This window comes from Mycobacterium heidelbergense (assembly GCF_050205645.1).
In the GTDB taxonomy this organism is placed as follows: domain Bacteria; phylum Actinomycetota; class Actinomycetes; order Mycobacteriales; family Mycobacteriaceae; genus Mycobacterium; species Mycobacterium heidelbergense_A.
The window spans coordinates 250,043-270,947 of record NZ_JBNMQT010000005.1; the positions used below are offsets into that span (position 1 = coordinate 250,043).

The following is a 20,905-nucleotide window of genomic DNA, read 5'->3' on the forward strand; positions in this document are numbered from 1 at the left end:
TTCAGGCCAGTTCGACGGCCTCCTGTTGGATCCGTTCGAACTGAGCGCCCATCGCCTCGGACAACGCTGTCGCACCGGACAGTGGCCGCACCATCACCATGAAGTCGTCGATGAGACCGTCCTCGTTGAAGTGCAGGAAATCGCAACCGGTGATCTTCTTGCCCGCCACCGTCGTCTCGAACACGAACGCGTGGTCGCGGCCGTTGGCGTCGTTGATTTCCCGGATGTAGTGAAAGTCCTCGAAGACCCGCAACACTCCGCGCAGCAGTGCCGCGGTTATCGGCTTGCCGACATACGGCTTGAAGGCCACCGGGCTGGTGAACACCACGTTATCGGCCAGCATCGAGTGGATGGCCGCCTCGTCGCGCTCCTCTACCGCCTTGCGGAACGGATGCATCAGGACACCTCGCATGGTCAATTGTTGGGTCCGCTCGATTGACGCTAGAACGGATTGACTGCTTCTGCCAGCATGGGTCACGATGGCCCGAGGCGCACGGTCGCGACAGGCTTGGGGGTCGGAGTGGCTGACATCACCGAATTGATCCTCGCCGACCACAATTGGTTCCGCGAACAATTCGCCAGGCTGGACGATCTGCAGGCGCAGACGCCGGAAGACCACCGCGCACTCGAACGGGTGTGGCGTCCGCTCGCCGACAAGCTCGACGTGCATGCCTACATCGAGGAGAAGATCTTCTACCCGCAATTGCTCAAGCGGGGCGCCGAGGATCCCGAAGGCGAGACGCTTGATGCCATCGGCGACCACAACGACATTCGTGACGGCGTGCGCGATGCGAAGGCGGCCCGGATCGGGAGCGATGCATGGTGGGCCGCCGTGGGCCGCACCCGGATTGCCAACGACGACCACATGGGCGAAGAGGAACGCGAAGGCCTGTCGGACTTTCGTCGACACGCCCCCATCGGACTTCGGGAAGCGCTCGGGCAGCAATATGGCGAGTTCATGGCACGGCATCCCACGACCAAGGGATTGCCGATCACCGATCGCGATCCCGCAAGCTACGTCGAGAACGTCGAGGACAGTGCGCCGCCCAAACGCACCGACTATTCGCTCCGGATCGGCAGCCTGAAAGGCCAATGAGCTTTGGGTTTCGAACCAGGTGATGTGGAGATCCTTCCTGAAGACGTCCGCTAGCTCGAAGGAGATCTCGCATGGACCACGAAACCGATGTGACCCCACCCAACGATGCCAGGAAGGCGACCGAGGAGCAGCGTGATCTGCAGGAGAAGCTGGACCATCCGGACGAGGATCCGGATGCCCCGGGTTTGCATCAGTCGCGACACGACCTCCCCGACGAAAGCACACGTTAGATCGGTGCAGCGGGCGCGCCGAACCAGGTGGTGAGCGCGTCGGCGAGCTCGGGCCCGGCCCGGTCATCACCCACCCAGGCGACATGCCCGTCGGGCCGGATCAACACTGCGGGAGCGGCGGGAACCGCGCCGAGCGCCGGAAGCTCCCAATCCCCAACGTATTTCGCGTCGACCAATAGGACTCGATCGGCCCATGGCGCGATGTCAACACCACCGGACTCGCCGAGGTTGAGTAGCACCGGACGGGCGTCGTGCAGCAGGGTGAAAACCCGGGTCGAGCCGTTGGCGGTCACGATGTCGAGATCGGGCATGCGGCGCCCGAGCAGCGGGTGGCCCTCGCCGAGGTCGTAGTGGATGTCCAGGCCGGACATCATCGCTGCGAATCGTCGGCGGGGCTCGTCGAGGCTGAGGAGTTCGGAAACGACGTCGCGCAAGGCCTTGGTCCGGTCATCGAGGAGGCGAAGAAGCGCGATTTGCGCCATGGTGTTGCGCAGCACGCGCGCCGCGACCGGGTGCCGTTCGGCATGGTAGGTGTCCAGCAGACCATCGGGAGCCGTCTGATTGATCACCCGCGCCAGCTTCCATCCCAGATTCACCGCATCCTGCACACCGGTGTTCAGTCCCTGTCCCCCTACCGGGTGATGCACATGCGCGGCGTCGCCGGCCAGCAGGACCCGCCCGTTGCGGTAGGCCGCGGCCTGACGTGTCGCATCGGTGAACCTGGAAATCCAAGTGGGACTGTGGATCCCGTAGTCCGTTCCGTAAACCGCGACGAGCGCCTCACTGAGATCGCGTAAGGTGGGCTCGCCGCTGGGTACGAGGTGCCGCTCGGTCACCATGACCCGGGCCGGGCTCCCATCCGCCACTGTGCTCAGCGCATGAACGCCGAGGGCGTCGTGGCGGATGCCCCATTCCGGCGGTTGGTCTGCCTCGAAGGCCATTTCGACCTCGGCGATCAGATAGCTCGTCGTCGGATCCCAACCCGGAAAGTCGATGCCGGCCGCTTTACGCGTCACGCTGCGCCCTCCGTCGCAGCCGACGAGATACTCCGCGTGCAGAAACTGGCCGTTCGCCATCTCGACGTCGACACCGGTGCCGTGTTGGGCGATGCTCGTCACCTCGCGTCCGCGATAAATCGGCACGGCCAGCTCCTCGACCCAGGCCGCCAGTATCCGCTCGATGTCGTTCTGCCACAGCGCGAGCCCGTAGGGGTGCCGGGTGGGAAAGTCGCTGATATCCAAACGAATTTGGGCGAACCCGGCGACCTGCGCTGTCTGACCCTCGGAAAGGAATCGGTCGGCGATTCCCCGCTGATCGAGGACCTCGATCGTGCGCGAATGCAGACCGCCCGAACGCGAGCCGATCACGTTTTGGCTGGCGCGCCGCTCGACAACGGCGACGTCAATACCCGCCAATGCCAATTCACCCGCCAGCATGAGTCCTGTCGGGCCTGCCCCGACAACCACTACCGAAACATGCACGTCGCAACCCCCGACCGAGTGAGTTCTGGCTTCGGCCAACGATTTTGCGACATGACCCCGGTCTTGCCGCAAGCCCCGGGGTGCGCTATATGTTGAAAGTGAGGGGTTAAATTCGCCCGAAGCGCTTCTAGAAAACCGCGAGCCAGATGGCGATGTACTGGCAGATCGCCGCCACCGCGGTGCACGCGTGGAAGAGCTCGTGATACCCGAAGGTCGTCGGCCAGAGCTGGGGCCAGCGCAGTCCGTAAAACAGCGCACCGATGCTGTACAACGCGCCACCCACAGCCAGCAGCACCGTCGCGGGTAATCCGGCGTTGTGCACGATCATCCCCGCGTACCACACCGCGACCCAGCCCAGCAGCAGGTAGAGCATCAAGCTCAACCAGCGAGGGGCGGTCGGCCAGAACAATGTCAGCGCGATTCCGGCTGCCGCGCCGCCCCACACAATCGCCAGCACGACATCGCCGGTCCCGCGCGGCATGTCCAGCCGCGCGAACGGTGTATAGCTGCCGGCGATGAGAACGAAGATCATCGAGTGGTCGAGCCGTCTCATCCAGTTCCGGACGACTGCCGACTCCCAGTTGACGCGGTGATAGACGGCGCTGACGGCAAACAATGCCACTATCGCGAGGGTGTATGTCAGGGTCGAGTGCCCGGCACGCTTCGATACCTCCGCCCAAGACACCGCCACCAGCGGCATACCGGCAATGACAAACGCGATGGCGCAGTACTGGTGGATCCAACCGCGCAACCGTGGCTTCGTCAGCACGCCCGGGGGTCCGGCATCGTCGGCGACTACCGCGATCGGCCCGAGGGACTCGGGCCGGGAGATCCGATCGATCTGATAGCTCACTAGTCCCCCTCCGACAGGATTGTGCGGTTCAGTTGCTTTGTCCCCCGGCAACCTGGGCTCCTCCCTATATCGTTTCGCCGGGCTTTTCGTTACGGCTATGTGCCACCTATGAATTGGCTGACCGTGGGCACGTCGATCACCGTCGGCCGCGACGGCTGTGGGGTGATTTCGAGGAGGCCTTCGTCGGACTGACCGAAGCCGCTGATCAACAGGGCCTCACAGTTGTCGGCGCCGTCCTCATAGCGCGCGTAGAGATAGTTGCCGGAGACGCGGTGGTCGATGTGGGCAGGCGCCAGATACAGCGCCGCATTCTCCATCCAGCCCATCTTGGAATCCTCGACAATGATCGGCATATCGCCGGGAAGCTCGGCGAGCACCCGCCGGAGTTGCTCGACGTTCATCGACCGCTGCCCTCCCTCGCCGCGTGACCTGCCGTTGACGGCCTTGGCGCAGATGTCCTCAACATGGAGCGCCAGGCTAGGAGCGGGCCGCTGAGAACCCGCTGAGAACGTCCCTGAGCTCGAAACCGGCCGACCGGCGCTGCAGAATCAGACTGTGTGGATGTCTGCGGTCCGCCCGTTTCGGCGCATGGGGTTGCTGCGAGCGGTGCACCCCCGTAACTTGGGCATCCCCGCTCGCTCGGCCGCGGTATCGGCGATCGTCGTGCTGGTGGGACTTGCTGTTGCGGGCGCGGGATTGGACGCGATCCTGTACCGCTCGTTGTTGGCAGGTGTTGACGATGCCAGCGCCGGCAGAGTTCGCGACATTGCGCAAGTCCTGCAGACCAATTCGCTCAACGAGCTCGACAGCGACCTTTTGACCACCGACCAGCGCGTGGTAGCAATCCAAGTGATCGCTCCCGACGGCAAGGTGGCGAGGCGATCCGGATCTGCACCGCAAACACCACTGCTGCCCGTCAGCGGGTTCGACTCCAATTTGCGCCGTGGCATGCCCGACGATGCGGTGCCCCATGACGACATGCGCATCAGCGGTCAACGGGTCGACACTCCATCCGGTCAATACACCGTGCTCGTCGGAGGTGGCAGCGAGGCGGTCGAGGCGACCGCACGGGTGGTCGCGCTGCTGTTGGCTTGCGGCGCCCCGATCATCATCGCGGTAGCAGCAGCCGCGACCTACTGGCTCGTCCGCCGCTCACTGCAGTCGGTGGACGCGATCCGAAGTAGGGTGGCCGAGATCTCGACCTCCGATTTGGCCGAACGGGTACCGGTACCCAGCAGTCGCGACGAGATCGCGGCCCTGGCCCTCACGATGAACGAGATGCTGTCGCGCATCGAAGCCGGCCACCGCGCGCAGAAACGGTTCCTGGGCGACGCCTCGCATGAACTGCGCAGCCCGCTGGCCACCATCATCTCCGGATTGGAGGTCGCCGAGGCTCATCCCGAACTGCTCAATGCCGAGTTGGCCGTCCACACCCTGCTTCCCGAGGCGCAACGGATGAGGATGCTGATCGACGATCTGCTGTTGCTGGCCCGAGCCGACGAGCACAGCCTGGTGCTGCGCAGGGAAGAGACGGCCCTTGACGACCTCGCCGAGGCCGAAGCGGCTCGTCTGCGGCGCGAAACGCCATGCAGGATCGACACCGACATCCGCCCCGCGCGTCTGACCGGCGACCCCGCCGCACTGTCCCGGATGATCCGCAACCTCGTGGATAACGCTGTCCGCCACGCGAACTCGAAAATCGCCATCGAGGTCGGCAGCCAAAACGGAAGCGCGACACTGATTGTCAGCGACGACGGCCCCGGCATCGCTCCGGCCGAACGGACCCGGGTGTTCGAACGCTTTGTGCGCCTGGATTCGGACCGCTCACGCAGTGCGGGCGGGACCGGGCTTGGCCTGGCGATCGTCGCCGAGGTTGTCGCCGCGCACCGCGGCACGGTTACCATCGACGACAGGCCCGGCGGCGGGACCAAGATGGTCGTGTCGCTGCCTCAGCACAACAACCGGTAACCGACGCCTCGGACCGTCTCGATGGTGTTGGTGCCGAAGGGGACGTCGATCTTGCGACGCACATACCCCACATAGACCTCGACAACGTTGTCGGGACCTTGGTAGTGCGCGTCCCACACGTTGCGCAATATCTCGGCCTTCGTCACCACCGTGTCCTTGTTCCGCATGAGGAATTCCAGCACTCCGTACTCCCGGGGGGTCAGCGTGATCGGAGTCGAATCACGTACCACGGTGTGCCGCGCGGGATCCAAGGACAGCGATCCGGCGGTCAACACCGCGGGCCGTTCGGGTGCGCCGCGACGCACCAATGCGCGCAGGCGCGCGACGAGAACCCTGAATGAAAACGGTTTTGTCAGATAGTCATCCGCTCCCAGATCGAGCGCATCGGTCTCGTCGTACTCGCCATCCTTGGCGGTCAGCATCAGCACCGGTGTCCACACATCCTGTGCCCGCATGCGACGCAGCACCTCGTATCCGCTGTAGCCGGGGAGCATGATGTCGAGGACCACGACATCGAAGCTGTTTTCGACGGCCTCCTGCAGGCCCTCGACACCGTTACCGACCGCCACCACGACGAAGCCCTCGGCCTTGAGCCCCATAGCCAGAGTCGCCGACAGACGTGGCTCGTCCTCGACAAGCAGGACTCTCATGCCGTCACGCTACTTCGCGCGCGGCTTCCGCCTGGCCCGGGTGACGTCCTGGGCGTTGCGGCAAAACGATGAGCAACGCGACGATGATCACCGCGATGACTGCCGACGCCAGCGGACGGCTCAAGGCCAACCCGCCGTCGGCGACCGGCTTGTCGAGGAAGTCGCCGACGGTCGCACCCAGCGGCCGCGTCAGGATGAATGCCACCCAGAACAAGGTCACCCGCGACACGCTGGTCCAGTAATAGAGGGCGACGACCACGAGGAGAGCCGTGGTGAATACCAACGCCCCGCGCTCGTAACCGAATCCGCGGGTATCGGCGAGCCAATCGCCGAGCGCGGTGCCCAGCGTCTGCGAAAACGTGATCGTCGCCCAATAGAACGCCTCCACCTTCGGCGTCGAAACGGTGCTCACGGAGACCGTTCCCTGCGTCCACCGCCACAACCCCAGGGTGGCCAGAAGGCAGGCAAGGAGCAGAAGCGATCCGCCCGTGTAGCCGATCCCCAACTGTCGGTCGGCGAAGTCGGCCAGCGTCGTGCCGAAAGTCGTCGAGGCGACGATCGTCGCCCAGTAGAGACTCGCGTGGAAGCGCTTGGCGAAGATCTGCGCCGCAACCAGGACAACGAGGGCGATGCCGAAGAGGACGACACCCGCGACGTAGCCCCAGTTCAGCGTCATCGTCACGGTGTCGCCGCCGGTCTCACCCAGCGTCGTCGCCAAGATCTTGATGACCCAGAACCCCAGAGTGACCGCCGGGACCTTGGTCAGCGCCTCTTTCGTCATGTCGCTCATCTGGCAGTGACCTTCCGGCCTCGGTGTTTCCTGCATGCCTACGATAACCGCGCCGAGAGAACGCTGAGATCATTCCCCACGCGGAAGCAGCACGGACAGATCGAGGCCGTCGACCGCCTGTCCGATACACACGGCACGCAGGACGTTGTTCGTGAACGCTTCGGCGTCCCCCCACGGGAGGTACGGCTTGGTGATGAGTAGAGACGCAACCCCGTGTGCCGCCGCCCAGAGCTGCAGGGCGGGTGTCACGGAATCACCTGGCGGGAAGAACTTTTGGTCGATGAGTTCTTGCACAGTGTCTTGCAGGTGGACAAAGGCCGAGCTGATGAGCGTTTCGTCGAAGTCGCTACCCCGCCGTGGCGGAGCGCCCGTAGCCACCCGATACATCAGCGGTGTCGCGACCGCGAATTGCACGTAGGCGATGCCCAGGGCATGCAATCGTTCCAGTGGTGTCGGTAGGTCGCGCGCGGCCTCTTGCATGACCTCGCCGAGCCGGCGGTAGTACTTCGCGCACACGGCATCGAGCAGCTCGTCTTTGTCGGCGAAATGCCGATAGAGCGAAGGGGCGGAAATGTTCAGCGCCCGGGTTACTTCTCGCGTCGAAGGCGCTTTGATGTCTCCGGATGCGATGATGAGTTCCGTTGCCGTGTCGATGATTTGCTCACGCAGCTGCCCGCCGGATCCCCGGGGCAGGCGTTGCCGACGCGTTTCAGGATGCATAAGCCTTTTCTTCGAGCGGCTCCTCGGTGATCCCCCAGCGTGCATGCCAGCGCACTAATGCCGGGGGTGCCCACCAGTTGAGGCGGCCCATGATTCGCATGAAGGCGGGCACCAGCAGCATTCGTATGATGGTGGCGTCCATCAGGATTGCGATCGTCAGCCCGGTTCCAAACATTCTCATGAATGACACTTGCGCGGCGATGAGCGCGGCGAACGAGATCGACATGATCACGGCGGCGGCGGTGATCACGCGGCCGGTGCGGGCCACACCCAGCGCGACCGATTCGTCGTTGTCGGCCCGGGTGCGGCCCGAGTTCATCCAATACTCCCGAATGCGGGACATCAGAAATACCTCGTAGTCCATCGAAAGTCCGAAGGCGATACAGAACATCAGAACCGGCATGTTGGAGGTGATCGTCCCGGTGGGCGCGGTGCCCAACGCGCCCAGGTGGCCTTGCTGGAAAATCCACACCAGGGCCCCGAACGTCGCCGTCAGGGATATGACGTTGAGAACCAACGCTTTCAGCGGGAGCACCACCGAGCCGGTGAGCATGAACAGCAGCGCGAAGGTTACGACGGCAATGATGCCAAGCACCCACGGAAGCCGAGAGAGTATGCCGTTAACGGCATCGCGGTCCAGTTGCGCTCCACCGCCGAACATCGGATGCGCGCCGCCGGGCGCCGGTATTGCGCGCAGGGCGTCGAGCTGGTGTTCGGCGGCCGCCGTGTACGGTTCGAGCTTGGTCTGCACCGTGAAAAGCGCCGTGTCGTTTTTGATTCCGGTTTGCATCGCCGGCGGGCCAGCCTTGTTTCCGTTGACGAAGGCGCCGGTTGGCCCCGACACGGTGGTAACCCCTTGCACACGCGAGAGCTCGGCGGCGTAGCCGTCTAGCTGTTGGGGCGCGGGCCCTGTCACATGCTCGACGATGACGGAGAGGTTCGTGGCATCGTCGTTGTTGTAATTGGTCCGCAACTGGTCGCCCACCTGGCGGGCCGACGCCGACGCAGGCAGCGTCCGGTCGTCGGGGAATCCGAGCTTTAGGTTGAGAAACGGCAGCCCTAGAAAGAGCAGCGCGGCGACGATGGCCACGACTGTCGGAACGGCGTGTGCCATAACGCGTTTGGCGATCCGGTACCAAAATGTCGCAGTGATATCCCGGCAGACGGGTTCTGGACGGCGAGTGATCCGTCGCAGGAGCCTACGGATGTCAAGGGCATCGATGCGGTCGCCGAGCAGCGTGATGACCGCGGGAACGATCACCAGCGCCGCCACCGCGCCCACACTCACTACCGCTACCCCGGCATAGGCGAACGACCTGAGGAAATACATCGGGAAAAGCACCAGCGAAACGAGCGCAAGGGCAACGGTCAAGGCGGCGAACAACACGGTCCGTCCCGAGGTGCGCATCGTCAATACCAGCGCCTCGTCTCGAGTCATCCCGGCGGTGACCTCTTCTCGATATCGGTTGATGATCAGCAGTGAATAGTCGATGGCCAACCCGAGGCCCATCGCGATGGTCAGGTTGAGGGAGAAGATCGAAACGTCGGTGACATAGGTCAGGGCCCGCAGGACCGACATTGCCCCAAAGATGGAGAACAGGCCCACCACCAGCGGAAGGAGGGCCGCGTTGAGACCACCGAAAATCGACACCAGCGCAACGAAAGTCACTGGGATAGCGATCATTTCCATGGTCATCAGGTCGCGCTCGGTCTGCTTGGTGATCTGGCCGTAGACGGTGGCCATCCCGCCGGCGCGCACCGAGACCCCGTCGCGATCGTGTCCGAGGCTTTTGATCAGCGTGCCGGCATGTTTTTGTGCGTCGTTCTCACCGCCGATCAGGCCGGCCACAATCATTCCGGACTTGCCGTCCTTGCTGAACAACTCGGCCGCGGCCGAGGGCGGCGCGCTCCATGCGGAAGTCAAATTCAGCACCACACCGGAGCGACGCAGCTCGGCTTCCAACTCGCCGGCGACCTTGGCCACGGCTGGAGTCTTTGCGCCCTGGTCACTTCTGAGCATCAACACCAGAGACTGGTCACTGATACCAAACTTTTCGACGAGGATCTGGGCCGCCCGCGCCGACTCGGACGTCGGGTCCTGCTGCCCACCCGCGGCAAGGTGCCTGGCGACCGGGAGACCGAACACCGCGGCGGCGATCGCCACCAACAATGCCGCCCCCAAGACCAGCCGCGGTGCACCGACAACAAACCTCGTCAACCGTTCCAGCATCAGCGTCCTTCACAATAAGGTAGCGATGCTACCGTAGCGACGCTACTTCGACGCGGTCAAGACCAATGAGCCGACCCGCTGACCCGCGCCCGGGAAGCACCTGACGGCGCCGGCGTGGTTGTCGGGCCGAGTTCGCGTAGTCCACTACGCGTGTTTCGCGTCCATCGAACGACGGAATGTGGGAGTGGCCGCACCAGTCGGTGCCGACGATCCTCGTTAGGAGCATGAAATGACCATTGACAATGGCGCCGTCAACGTCGAGCCGACAGTGGACAAGAGCCCAGAGCCGGCGTGCAAGCGCATATCACCGGTGGACCTTCTCAGCGACGTACGCGACCGCCCCGAACCGACCCCATTCGACGCCGCGAAAAAGTGGTGGGTTTGGTCGGGTGTCACGCATATCGGTGACTGTGTCCTGCAGGACGAGATGCTAACGATTCGAGCTGACGGGACTGCGAACTTCTTCGCACACGTGAAGTCCAGTGACGATGACGACCGATGGGTGTTCTACGGTGGCATCTCTTTGCTCGACGTGCACGGTGTCGTGTTGTGGACCAGCCCCAAGCTGATCGGCCCGCCGATGATTTGGGAGGACGAATGGGCGACCTGGGACGAGAATTTCGCGTTCCCCGCCGTGTGGTTCGACTCCGCCGCCGGCGCACAGATTAACCAGGCGCACTGCTGATCCCGTGGGCCGTTCCGTTGCCCGCCCGGCCGCCGCACCGACGCCATCGTTGACGCGGTGGCCGCGGGGGTCGGCGCGGGCGCGGATCCACCGCCCGATGCCCGACGAACTGTTAGTGTCCACCTCAGCTTCAGCTATCAGCGGCGAACGACGACCTGGAGCAACCGTGTGCACGGTTAGCAACGACACCGCCGGACCGGCTCGCAAATGGCCGGTGCGCGATGCCTATTCGGCCCCGCGCGGTGGTTCCCGCGGCGGGCCAGTCAAACCCATTGAGCGGAGGCAATCATGACGCTCGCCGAGCGGCTGGCGCGAGTTGCAGAGTTGACAGACCGGTGGGTCGGATGGTCCCGACTTCCCAAACCGTTGGGCCTAGCCGTCCTCGTCGGATTGCGTGAGCAACTGCGCGCAGACAATCTTTACGACACCGGTCGCGGAGCCGACGACCGTCCGCCCGCGGGTGACGGCGTTGCTTCCGTGCGCGACGCCCGCACGTTGGACGGCACGAACAACGACCTGCAAAACCCGCTGATGGGATCGCTGGGTAGCCGATTCGGCCGAAACGTCGCCACCGAGTTGACCTATCCCGAAGAACACGACCGCATCCTGGAACCCAATCCCCGTTTGATCAGCCAGCGACTGCTCAGGCGCGACAGCTTCAAGCCGGCGACCACGCTTAACCTGCTGGCCGCCGCCTGGATCCAATTCGAGGTCCACGACTGGTTCAGCCACGGCACCATCGACGACAACCCCTGGCAGATCCCCGTCGAGCCGCCCGATCCTTGGCCCGACCCGATCATGACCATCAAACGGACTCCACCCGACCCCAGCCCCGATCCATCGGGACCGCCCACCTTCGTCACCCGGGACACCCATTGGTGGGACGGATCCCAGATCTACGGCAACACAGCAGGATTCGCCGACGGGCTACGCACCGGCGAGCTGGGGCAGGTCAAGATCGACGGCGTCGGCCTGCACCCGGAGGATCTCGAGACCTACCTTGACCCCCACGGGGCGATAAGGGCCAACTTTTGGCTTGGGTTAGCGCTCCTGCACTCCCTGTTCTTGCGTGAGCACAACGCGATCTGCCGCGAACTGCACCTGCGCAATCCCAAGATGAAGGACCAGCAGCTCTACGACAAAGCCTGCCTGGTCAACTCGGCGCTGATGGCCAAGATTCACACCCTGGAGTGGACCCCGGCGATCATCGCCCACCCCACCACCGAGTCCGCCATGCGGGCCAACTGGTTCGGGGTGCTCGGGCAGCGCTTTGATGGGCGCTACGGCCGCCTCACCCCGAGTGAGGTTCTGCAGGGCATCCCCGGATCACCCACCAACCACGACGGTGTGCCGTATTCGCTGACCGAGGAATTCGTCGCCGTTTACCGCATGCATCCCCTGATCCCCGACGACTACGTCGTGCGCTCATTGCGCGACGACAAGGAGCTGGCGCACTACGAACTGCCCGACCTGGCGTTGCCCCACGTCCGAGAGCGCTTGGCGCAGTGGGAAACCGACGACCTGTTCTACTCGATGGGGGTCGCGAACCCCGGCCAGATTACGCTGCACAACTTCCCGATCCACCTACAGGACTTCCACCGGGTAGACGACATTCCCATCGACCTGGCGGCCGCAGATATCCTGCGGATCCGGGAACGTGGTGTGCCGCGCTACAACGCTTTTCGGCGGATGCTTCGACTCAAGCCCGCCGCCACCTTCGAAGAACTCACCGACAATCCGGCGTGGGCCGAGGAGCTGCGCCAGATCTACGGCGACGTCGAGCGCGTCGATCTCATGATCGGCCTGTACGCCGAGCCCAAGCCACCGGGTTTTGGGTTCAGCGACACCGCTTTTCGTATCTTCATCCTGATGGCCTCCCGGCGGCTGCGAAGCGACCGCTTCTTCACCACCGACTTCACCCCGGCGATGTACACCGAAGCCGGCATGGACTGGGTGCACACCAACTCCATGCGCACCGTGCTGCTGCGGCATTTCCCCGCCCTGGAGCCCACCCTGCGCTCGGTCACCAATCCGTTCGCCCCATGGCCAAGAACACCCGCGCGTGCGTGGACCCGCACGTCCCCGCCGCCAACGGATGCACGCCGCTATCCCCCGCCACCGGGCCCGCAGCCCACGTATGTCCCCTACAGCGACGCCCTCGAGCAGCCCGGCCCCGAGGAAGACAGCGAGATCGACGAAATCGTCAAGGCGTTGCACGGCAACAACGAATGGGCCTACAAGAAGTTTCATCACGGCATGCGCGATGCCCATGCCAAGACGTTGGCCGTGCTGCGCGGCGAGCTCATCGTCTATCCCGATCTGGCGCCCGAGCTGGCTCAAGGCCTGTTCGCGCAGCCACGCAGCTATCCGGTGATCACCCGGCTGTCGACCACCTCCGGCACGATCCGAAGCGACCAGATACGCGGGGTACACGGCCTGGCGATCAAGGTGCTCCTAGACGAGCCCGGCGACCGCATCCTGGCCGACGACCACGCCAAGACTCAGGACTTCCTGCTGGTGACCCATCGGGAATTCCCCTTTGCCGACGTGCGCGCTTACCTGCGGCGCGGCATGCCCCTGGCGTGGCTGTTGGCTCGCCTGTCCGATCCCGGGCTGAGCGCCGTCGGCGCGGTGCTCACGCGGGCCAAAACCATCCTGTCCCGGGTTGGCGCGGCACTGCCCAGCGCCGTGGAGATCTTCATCGAGCCCAACACCCATATCCTGGGCCAGAACTTCTATTCGTCGGCTCCCATCCGGTGGGGCGACAATGTCGCCAAATTCGAGGTCGTGCCGCTGTCGGAGTCGGTGACGACACTGGCCGGTCAGCTGCTGCCGGCTGACAGCGGTTACGACGCCTACCGCAGCCAGGTATTCGACTTCTTCGCCACCAATAGCGCCGAATTCGAGCTGCGCGCCCAACTGTGCACCGATCTGGCCCGGATGCCCATCGAGGACGCGACGGTGCCGTGGCCGGAAGAAGTCAGTCGCCATATCGGGGTCGCCAAGCTCCGCTATGAGCAACAGAATCCGGACTCTCCAGACCGGCGCCGGTTCGGCGACGACATGCTGTCCTACAACTCCTGGCGCGGGCTCGCCGCACACCGGCCGCTAGGCCCGATCAACCGCCTCAAACTGAAGGTCTACGAAGCCTCCAGCAACTTCCGCCACGACAAGAACAATGTCCGCCCCTTCGAGCCGACCGTCGCTGACCTGCCCCAGTGAGCGCGTCGACTCACGCACCGGCTCGACCCGAGCCCGGGCGGCGCGCCTGCGCACCCAAAACTTAGGTTCGCGGGCGATTTCATTCGGCACCGACCCGCGGACGGTCCTAGACTTCCCATACATGAGCAGCCGGTGGCAGTTGCTCGAACGGCCGGTGGAGCAACAAACGATCCGCGCCGCGCTCACCGGTGACGAGCAGCGCGGCGTGGTACTCATCGGGCCCGCCGGCGTCGGTAAGACAACACTGGCCCGTACCGTCACCGACACGCTGCCCTCGGCCGTGCACTGGGCCGCATGCACCGAGTCCTCCCAGGCGATTCCGCTCGGAGCGTTCATGCAGTGGGTGGGTGCCTCGAGCGCCCGTGACCCCATCGCGCTGCTGGCCGCGGCGCGCGAAAATATGCTCGCCGGCGCGGAGCCCGTGGTCGGCGTGGACGACGCGCATCTGCTTGACCAGCTTTCGGCGACGCTGTTGCACCACATTGCCGTCGAGCGGAGCGGGCGCATCGTCGCCACCGTCCGCAGCGGCGAAGCCGTCCCGGATGCGGTCACCTCGCTGTGGAAGGACGGCTACCTGCAGCGGTTCGATTTGGAGCCACTGACGAAGGAGCAGAGCATCGCGCTGGTCGAATCGGTGCTCGGCGGCATCCTGGAAGGTCTGTCGGCCGATGTCATGTGGTCGGCGTCCGGCGGTAATCCGTTGTTTCTGCGGCACATGGTCGAGGGCGCAGTAGAAGCCCGCACCCTGACCGAGGTCGACGGGGTCTGGCAGTTGCGCGGACCTACGGCCGTGTCCTCCGGCCTGGCCGAACTACTGGAGAGCCGGCTTGATCATGCCGGTGCCGAGGCGCTCGGCGCGCTGAAGTTCCTGGCATTCTGCGAGCCGCTGGATCTCGATGCGCTCGTCGAGCTGGCCGGTGAAGAAGCCGTCGACGCCGCCGAACTGCAAGGGCTGATTCGCATCGTGCGTGACGGTCATATGCTCAACGCCCGCATCACCCACCCGCTGTACGGGGATGTGATGCGCCGCCGCACCGGCACCGCTTCCGCGCGGAAACTGCGCGGCAATATCGTGTCGGTGCTCGCCGCCCGGGACATCACCTCTCCGGCGGATCGCATCCGCCTGGCGCAACTGTCCGTCGACAGCGACCAGGTAGCAGACAACGCTCTGCTAGTCGCCGCCGCTAAGGACGCCGTCTTCCTGGCCAATCTTCCCCTTGGGGAACGGTTGGCGCGCAGCGCATTTGAGCATGGCGATGGGCTGCGCGCCGGCGAGTTGCTCTCGCGGGCGGTGCTGTGGCAGGGAAGACCGGGTGAAGCCGATTCGATCCTGGCGCAATTCAACCCTGACGAACTCGACGAGCTGCAGCTCGTGCTTTGGGGCATCCCGCGGCTGTCCACGCTGTTCTGGTCGATGGGCGAAATAGACCAAGCCCACGACATCCTTTCGCTGATGCGTCAGCGGGTCACCCATCACGCGCTGCGCCTCGTCGTCGAGGCCACCGGCGCGGCGATGGCGGTGCACCAGAACAAGCTTGAGGAAGGCATCGCGGCCGCCGAGGCCGTCCTGGCCGACCCCGCGGCGCCGGAGCAGGCCGCCGACTTCGCGGCCTTCGCTGCCGGCCTGGCTATGCCCGTCGCCGGCCGCGGTGCCGGCTTCGAACCGATCGCGGCGCGGTGTCGCGTCGAGCACAAACCCACCGACGGGATGATCCGGTGGATGATCCGCTACGGCGACATCCTGGCGCTAACCCACACCGGCAGCCTGGATCTGGCTGACCGTCGGGTGGCCGACTACAGCCGGTTCTCCTCACAGGGGCAGTTCGTCGGCTGGGCTATCGCGAAAATCATGGCCGGGCTAGTCGCCACGTACCGCGGCAAATTCCCCCAGGCCATCACGGCATTCGAGCAGGCGCTGGCCGCGCTGAATGCCGAAAACTCGCTGCCGTGGCGGCTGCCCGGCCGGCTGCTGCTGGCCAGGGCGTATGCCGGGTTGGGCCGCACCGCGGACGCGGAGAGAGTTCTTGCCGACGCCAAGGAGCACGCCGGCCCGCACCTGGACTTGCACGAGCCGATGGCGATGATCGCCAGGGCATGGCTGGCTGCCGGCCGTGGCGGCGAACGCACCGGCGTCGATCTGGCGCGCGCCGCCGCCGACACCGCCCACCGGGCCGGCCAATATGCCGTCGAAGCGGAGGCACTGCACCATGCCGCCCGTTTCGGCGACCGCACCGTCGCGAGCCGGCTGAGCGCGTTGGCCAAACGGGTCGACGGCACGGTGGCCGGGCTCTACGCTCGCCACGCCGCGGCGGTGGCCGGCTCCGATCCGCACGCCCTCGATGCGCTGAGCGCCGACTTCGAGAAGGCGGGGTTGCTGCTCTCGGCCGCAGACGCCGCCGCGCAGGCCGTCGTGCTCTACGAACGCAGCGGCCACAACCGGCACACCACCGAATCCGCGGCACGGGCGCTTCGACTAGCCGCGTTGTGCGGCGGAGCGATCACACCGGCGATCCGGGCCGCGGCCCAACCTCTGCCGATCAGCTCTCGGGAACGCGAGATCGCGGCGCTGATCGCCGAAGGCCTGTCCAACCGCGAGATCGCCGACAAGCTCACGGTGTCCGTACGCACCGTCGAAGGCCACATTTACCGCGCCTGTATCAAACTCGACATCTCCGACCGCGAAGAACTGGCGGCCGTCGTCGCACGTAATGCCACCTGAACCGGGCCGCTGGCGGCAAACCCGCAGGCCACGGGCGTGACTACCCCACCCCGACGGCTCTCGGCCACGCCTTCTCGAGTAGTCCCGCCGCTCACCTGACCGCTTTTTCCGATAAATCTGGCTAATCACACCCCCGCCGGCATGGGGCCGACCCGCTCATCGGACCCGAGAAAATAGTGAATTAGACACGCGCGCAATGTGTTTGGCTGTCGCCATCACCGCCGGATAGCAAAAATGAGCGCTGCGGCGGCCTCGGCGATCGCTGCCGGAGACTCGACCGGCGCCGCAAGGTCCTGCAGTGCAACACAGGTAGTCCGTTACGCGTGCCGTCGAGACCGGTGACTTCATAAATTCTCCTCACAGCCGGACCAACCGGAACCGAACCCCGCCCCCCAGGGAGTCGAAATGTTAACTACCGCGAAGACAGTGGTGCCAGACGAGGACGCCGCTGCAACGTTTGCACCGGACCGCAGCGCGGCCGCTACCGAAGCGCAGCGCACTATCGCCGCTTCGCCGTCGCCCGTCCTCATCAGCGAACGCGAAGTCATGTTCGCAACCGCCGCTGCCGGCGCCACATCGCAGACAGTCGCCACCCGGCGGCCCTGGATCGCCCAGCTGTGGCAACGGCTGTCCGCGGCGCTGGACTCGCTGGACTCGTACGTCGAGCGTGAGCCGCGTCGCTACTATGCACGTCGCCCGCTCTACATCGAGAACGCAGCAATGGCCCGCGAAATGGAACGGCTATGAATGAGCTGCTCATGGCCATGGAAGCGGTCATGCTGATAATGGTCAGCGTCGGAATTCATCGCCTCTCCACATGGTTAGAGCAGTGGGATTACGAACGCCACCGCGAGGATTGAAGTGGCACGCCCACCGAGCCGGCCGCCGATGTCGGCAGCTACTCGAATTCGGATGCCGCTTAGTAGCGGCCGGCGTCTCGCAGCAATCAACGCGGTACCCCGTCACCGCTGAGTACGCCTTGCAATTGCCATTGAATAGCTTCTCGGCAATGTGCGTCACACGAATTTGTACGCAATAACGATGCCATCCAGCAAAACGTGACAAGCTATCCGATAGCCGCGGTAGCCAACGACAAACTGTCGAGCCCGGGAGGCGAAATTGTCCAAACGTCTGTCGACATGGGTATCGATTATCGCGCTGGGAATGATCGCTGCGGGCGTGGTGATCGGTTGCATTAGGGCACGTGGCGCTTCCACATCGCAACTGCTCCACTACACGTTCGGAGACCACGGCCCCGGCGCCGACGAAATTAGATCGCAATTACCCACAACCATGCATAGTGACCTGTGGTTGATCGCCGCTGGCGTGTTGGTGCTGGCGGGATGCGCCGCGTTCTATCGCGTTCGCGCGAGTTCGCTATTGGGTGGTCGAATCGCCGATTTCGTTATCGCCGCTGTTGTCGTCGCGGTGGCGGCCAACCTGATCGAAGACCGCCTAGTGTCGCTCACGTTGACCCACGGCGGAACCGGTTGGCGCACCGCGGCCGAAGCCGCAGCGGCGACCAAATTTTGCGCGATCTCGGTGGCGGCGGTCGGGCTGATTGCGTCCATAGGCATCGTCCTGCGTGGCCTAATGGGCACGTACCAGGCATACACATGGCACCGCATCCAGAAAATGTCGCGGCTCCAAATCCTGCGACAGCTCAAGGTATTCCAGCGGCTGGGGGTCGGTGCACGCGACGCATCCCGGCCGAAGACGTGGTGGGAGGAGGTGCTGGTGCCACCGCGGCCGGTGGCGGCGGCACCCGGCGAGGCCGCTCAACCTCTCACCGAAGATCAGCAGAGTTGGGTACGGGCCTATGACGTGCCGGGGGTCGCCGACGAATCGAAAGATCGCCCAAAAGCTCTTTGCCTATCCGGCGGCGGAGTGCGGTCGGCGTGCGTGGCGATGGGTGCCATGCAAGTGTTCTCCGAATCGTCGGCCGCACCCGGAGCCGCGACGAAGCCGGGCGCCGAGCAAGGCACTGCCCCACCGCTGTTGGACGACCTGGACTACGTGATCTCGGTATCGGGGGGTGGATACGCGGCCGGTGCGCGGCTGCTGGCGGTGCAACGCCAACAAGTCGCCCTCAAGCAAAAGCCGATGCAAGAACCCCCCAGCGGCGACCAGCCCCTGCCGAACGTCGCGCCGATCTCCGGAAGATTCGAAGACGGATCAGCCGAGTTTGATCACATTCGCCGCGGATCAAGCTACATCGCTGACTCGCCCTTGGAATTGGTCATCGCCCTTGGGCAGGTTCTCAAGAATTTGCTCGCATCCCTGGTGACTATCTTTACGATCCCGGTTATCGCGGGGTGGGCGGTCGGCTGGCTGCTCGCCCAAGTCCCGATCGCAGCGTTTCCTCCGGTGCCGGCCACGCGTCCCGCCTCGGACCTGAAATTGGACCCACAACTACCGGCGATGTATACCGAGGACGAATTGAAGGGCCACAGCGGCTATTTTCTGTCACTCGTCAACCACCCCGGTGCCTATTGGGCGCTGGGATTGTTCGCATCCGCGGCCGTCCTGTTCACCATGGCCGCTCTCTTCATCGAATGGATCTCGAATAGTCAGTGCAGCGAATGCGTGCGGACGTGGATGTCACGCCTTGCCCGCGTGAGCGCCGGATTCGCATTGGTGGTCTTCACGCTAACGATCGCGGTGCCCGGACTGATGCGGCTCTGTTGGTGGGCCAGTAGCCAGACGCCACCCACCCCGGGTGGTGCGCTCGGGGCGCTGTCGGGCGTCATCGGACTCAACTACGTCGCCGCGTTGATCGCGATGATCTGGCGCGACACCAACAAGCTCGCCAAAACGGCTGGCACACAACCGTCCCCATCGTTGCTGAAACGCGTCCTGCCGCCCGCCGTCATCTCTCTGCTATTGACCGTGGCCACCCTTGCTGTGCTCCTGGTGGTATGGCTGGTGCTGCTCGGCAGCTTCGCCGCCGGTGTCTTCCACTACGCCACCCAAAAAGGGTGGGACCAGCACCTCACCTGTGTTCCCAACGCAGTCTGGTGGCTGACGGGTTTATTGCTCACGGCAGCGTTCATCGGCTTCGCCGACGTCACTTCCCTGAGCCTGCACCCCTTCTATCGGCGCCGCCTGGCCCGCACCTTCGCGGTGCGCCGACAGCCCGACAAAGGCCAGCCCAACAGAGCCGCGCGATATCCCGACAACGAACCCACCTGGTTAGACCTCTACGGTCGGACCACAAAGGGTCCGAAGTTCGTGTTCGCGTGCTCGGCCACCATCAGTGGCCCCGGCAAACCCGCGCCCGGCCTCAACGCGGTGTCCTACGTGATGAGCGCGGATTACGTCGGCGGGCCGGATCTCGGGTGGTTCGACACCAAAAAGCTGATGAAAGCAGCCCCACCCCGGATCCGCCGGGACCTGACCGTGGAAGCCGCGGTTGCGATAAGCGGCGCGGCGTTCGCCTCCGCGATGGGACGCCAGGACAAGGGCGTCGAGAAGTTGCTCGCAGTTTCCGGTGCGCGCCTGGGCACCTGGCTACCTAACCCACACTTCGTTTCGCAACTCAGCAACGGCGTTCACCGGCGCACATCAGAAGCCGACGACCTCCCTCGGGTATGGCCGAAGTCGCTGCCCACCATCCGCGGGGCGGGATACCTGTATCGAGAAATCCTCGGCATCAACAGCAAGGACGCGCGCCTGGTACAGATCACCGATGGCGGTCACTACGACAACTCGGGTCTCGTGGAGGCGCTGCGGCGCCGATGCCGACTGATCATTGTCATCGACGGGGGTGGTGATCCGCCACCACTGCCCATCGGACTCACCGACGCACTTCGGCTGGCGAGATATGAACTGGGCGTGGAGATCACGCTGAAGCGCACCGGTCCATACTCCGTCGACGACATCTCGCCGGGCTCCGGAAAACAGTTCCGCAAAGACGACGCGCTGGCCATCCTCAATAGTCGTATCACTCGCGGCGCGGTAGTCCGGGGCGACATCGCCTATCCGGCGGCGGCCGGGCTCGAAGACAGCACCGGCACCCTGATTTTCGCGAAAGCAGTACTGTGCCAAGCCTGCCCGTACTGGCTCCTGTCATACGGGGCGTCCAGCGAAATCTTTCCCCACGATCCGACGTCCGACCAATGGTTCAGCGAAGGACAGTTCGCCGCCTACACCGAGCTTGGCCGTGTCATCGCCGCCGAAGTCGTCGAATGCATCGAATCGCTACCACCGTCGAACTAGTGCACTGAATTCTCAACGGGTCCTAATTTTCGTCGGTTACAAG

Annotated in this window: 15 protein-coding genes and 2 pseudogenes; 9 read left to right on the forward strand and 8 right to left on the reverse strand. The window is 64.5% G+C overall.

All coding sequences use genetic code 11. The annotated features are described in order from the left end of the window. Nucleotide 1: 1 nt before the first annotated feature. Nucleotides 2-397, reverse strand: coding sequence for a nuclear transport factor 2 family protein (locus ACQI5H_RS07915; RefSeq protein WP_427078833.1), 396 nt, complete (start codon nt 395-397; stop codon nt 2-4). 123 nt (nt 398-520) lie between these two features. On the opposite strand from ACQI5H_RS07915, the gene ACQI5H_RS07920 reads away from it, so the two are divergent. Together ACQI5H_RS07920 and ACQI5H_RS07925 are read left to right on the forward strand one after the other, a co-directional pair. Further along, entirely contained in the window at nt 521-1,096 is a 576-nt protein-coding gene (locus ACQI5H_RS07920; protein WP_427078834.1) for a hemerythrin domain-containing protein, read from the forward strand. 71 nt (nt 1,097-1,167) lie between these two features. Beyond that, entirely contained in the window at nt 1,168-1,326 is a 159-nt protein-coding gene (locus tag ACQI5H_RS07925) for a hypothetical protein (protein ID WP_427078835.1), read from the forward strand. On the opposite strand, the gene ACQI5H_RS07930 is transcribed toward ACQI5H_RS07925, so the two are convergent. The 3 genes from ACQI5H_RS07930 to ACQI5H_RS07940 all read right to left on the reverse strand — a co-directional run bounded on the left by ACQI5H_RS07930 (nt 1,323) and on the right by ACQI5H_RS07940 (nt 4,061). Continuing rightward, nucleotides 1,323-2,807 (reverse strand): FAD-dependent monooxygenase, encoded by a 1,485-nt coding sequence (locus ACQI5H_RS07930; protein ID WP_427078836.1) that lies wholly within the window; start codon nt 2,805-2,807, stop codon nt 1,323-1,325. The two genes, ACQI5H_RS07925 and ACQI5H_RS07930, sit on opposite strands and share 4 nt — an antisense overlap. A gap of 127 nt (nt 2,808-2,934) precedes the next feature. Then, nucleotides 2,935-3,648, reverse strand: a complete 714-nt coding sequence (trhA, locus tag ACQI5H_RS07935; RefSeq protein ID WP_427078873.1) for a PAQR family membrane homeostasis protein TrhA — start codon at nt 3,646-3,648, stop codon at nt 2,935-2,937. 107 nt (nt 3,649-3,755) lie between these two features. Beyond that, complete coding sequence (locus tag ACQI5H_RS07940) at nt 3,756-4,061, reverse strand: hypothetical protein (RefSeq protein WP_427078837.1); 306 nt, start codon at nt 4,059-4,061, stop codon at nt 3,756-3,758. Nucleotides 4,062-4,221: 160 nt separating this feature from the next. On the opposite strand from ACQI5H_RS07940, the gene ACQI5H_RS07945 reads away from it, so the two are divergent. Then, a complete protein-coding gene (locus ACQI5H_RS07945; protein ID WP_427078838.1) occupies nt 4,222-5,628 on the forward strand; it encodes an ATP-binding protein in 1,407 nt (468 codons plus the stop codon). Here ACQI5H_RS07945 and ACQI5H_RS07950 read toward each other — a convergent pair. The 4 genes from ACQI5H_RS07950 to ACQI5H_RS07965 all read right to left on the reverse strand — a co-directional run bounded on the left by ACQI5H_RS07950 (nt 5,610) and on the right by ACQI5H_RS07965 (nt 10,018). Next, entirely contained in the window at nt 5,610-6,278 is a 669-nt protein-coding gene (locus tag ACQI5H_RS07950) for a response regulator transcription factor (RefSeq protein WP_427078839.1), read from the reverse strand. The genes ACQI5H_RS07945 and ACQI5H_RS07950 overlap by 19 nt on opposite strands. Before the next feature lie 4 nt (nt 6,279-6,282). Further along, entirely contained in the window at nt 6,283-7,068 is a 786-nt protein-coding gene (locus ACQI5H_RS07955; RefSeq protein WP_427078840.1) for a hypothetical protein, read from the reverse strand. A 69-nt stretch (nt 7,069-7,137) separates the two neighbouring features. Beyond that, on the reverse strand, nt 7,138-7,788 hold the full coding sequence (locus ACQI5H_RS07960; RefSeq protein ID WP_427078841.1) for a TetR/AcrR family transcriptional regulator: 651 nt from the start codon (nt 7,786-7,788) through the stop codon (nt 7,138-7,140). Beyond that, the gene (locus ACQI5H_RS07965) at nt 7,778-10,018 is read right to left on the reverse strand and encodes an MMPL family transporter (RefSeq protein WP_427078842.1); all 2,241 of its coding nucleotides are present in this window, start codon (nt 10,016-10,018) and stop codon (nt 7,778-7,780) included. The genes ACQI5H_RS07960 and ACQI5H_RS07965 overlap by 11 nt, the downstream gene beginning before the upstream one ends. Nucleotides 10,019-10,247: 229 nt before the next feature. Here ACQI5H_RS07965 and ACQI5H_RS07970 point away from each other — a divergent pair, with 229 nt between their 5' ends. The 6 genes and pseudogenes from ACQI5H_RS07970 to ACQI5H_RS07995 all read left to right on the forward strand — a co-directional run bounded on the left by ACQI5H_RS07970 (nt 10,248) and on the right by ACQI5H_RS07995 (nt 20,862). Next, nucleotides 10,248-10,703 (forward strand): DUF6294 family protein, encoded by a 456-nt coding sequence (locus tag ACQI5H_RS07970; protein WP_427078843.1) that lies wholly within the window; start codon nt 10,248-10,250, stop codon nt 10,701-10,703. Nucleotides 10,704-10,991: 288 nt separating this feature from the next. After that, nucleotides 10,992-12,749, forward strand: a pseudogene (locus tag ACQI5H_RS07975) (peroxidase family protein); the annotation flags it as partial. Between the two features lie 81 nt (nt 12,750-12,830). Then, a pseudogene (locus ACQI5H_RS07980) lies at nt 12,831-13,925 on the forward strand (catalase family protein); the annotation flags it as partial. 121 nt (nt 13,926-14,046) lie between these two features. Continuing rightward, nucleotides 14,047-16,644 (forward strand): LuxR C-terminal-related transcriptional regulator, encoded by a 2,598-nt coding sequence (locus tag ACQI5H_RS07985; RefSeq protein WP_427078844.1) that lies wholly within the window; start codon nt 14,047-14,049, stop codon nt 16,642-16,644. A 405-nt stretch (nt 16,645-17,049) separates the two neighbouring features. Then, nucleotides 17,050-17,391: a hypothetical protein gene (locus ACQI5H_RS07990; RefSeq protein ID WP_427078845.1), complete on the forward strand. Its 342-nt coding sequence runs from the start codon at nt 17,050-17,052 to the stop codon at nt 17,389-17,391. 546 nt (nt 17,392-17,937) lie between these two features. After that, nucleotides 17,938-20,862, forward strand: a complete 2,925-nt coding sequence (locus ACQI5H_RS07995) for a hypothetical protein (RefSeq protein WP_427078846.1) — start codon at nt 17,938-17,940, stop codon at nt 20,860-20,862. The last annotated feature ends 43 nt before the right edge of the window (nt 20,863-20,905 follow it).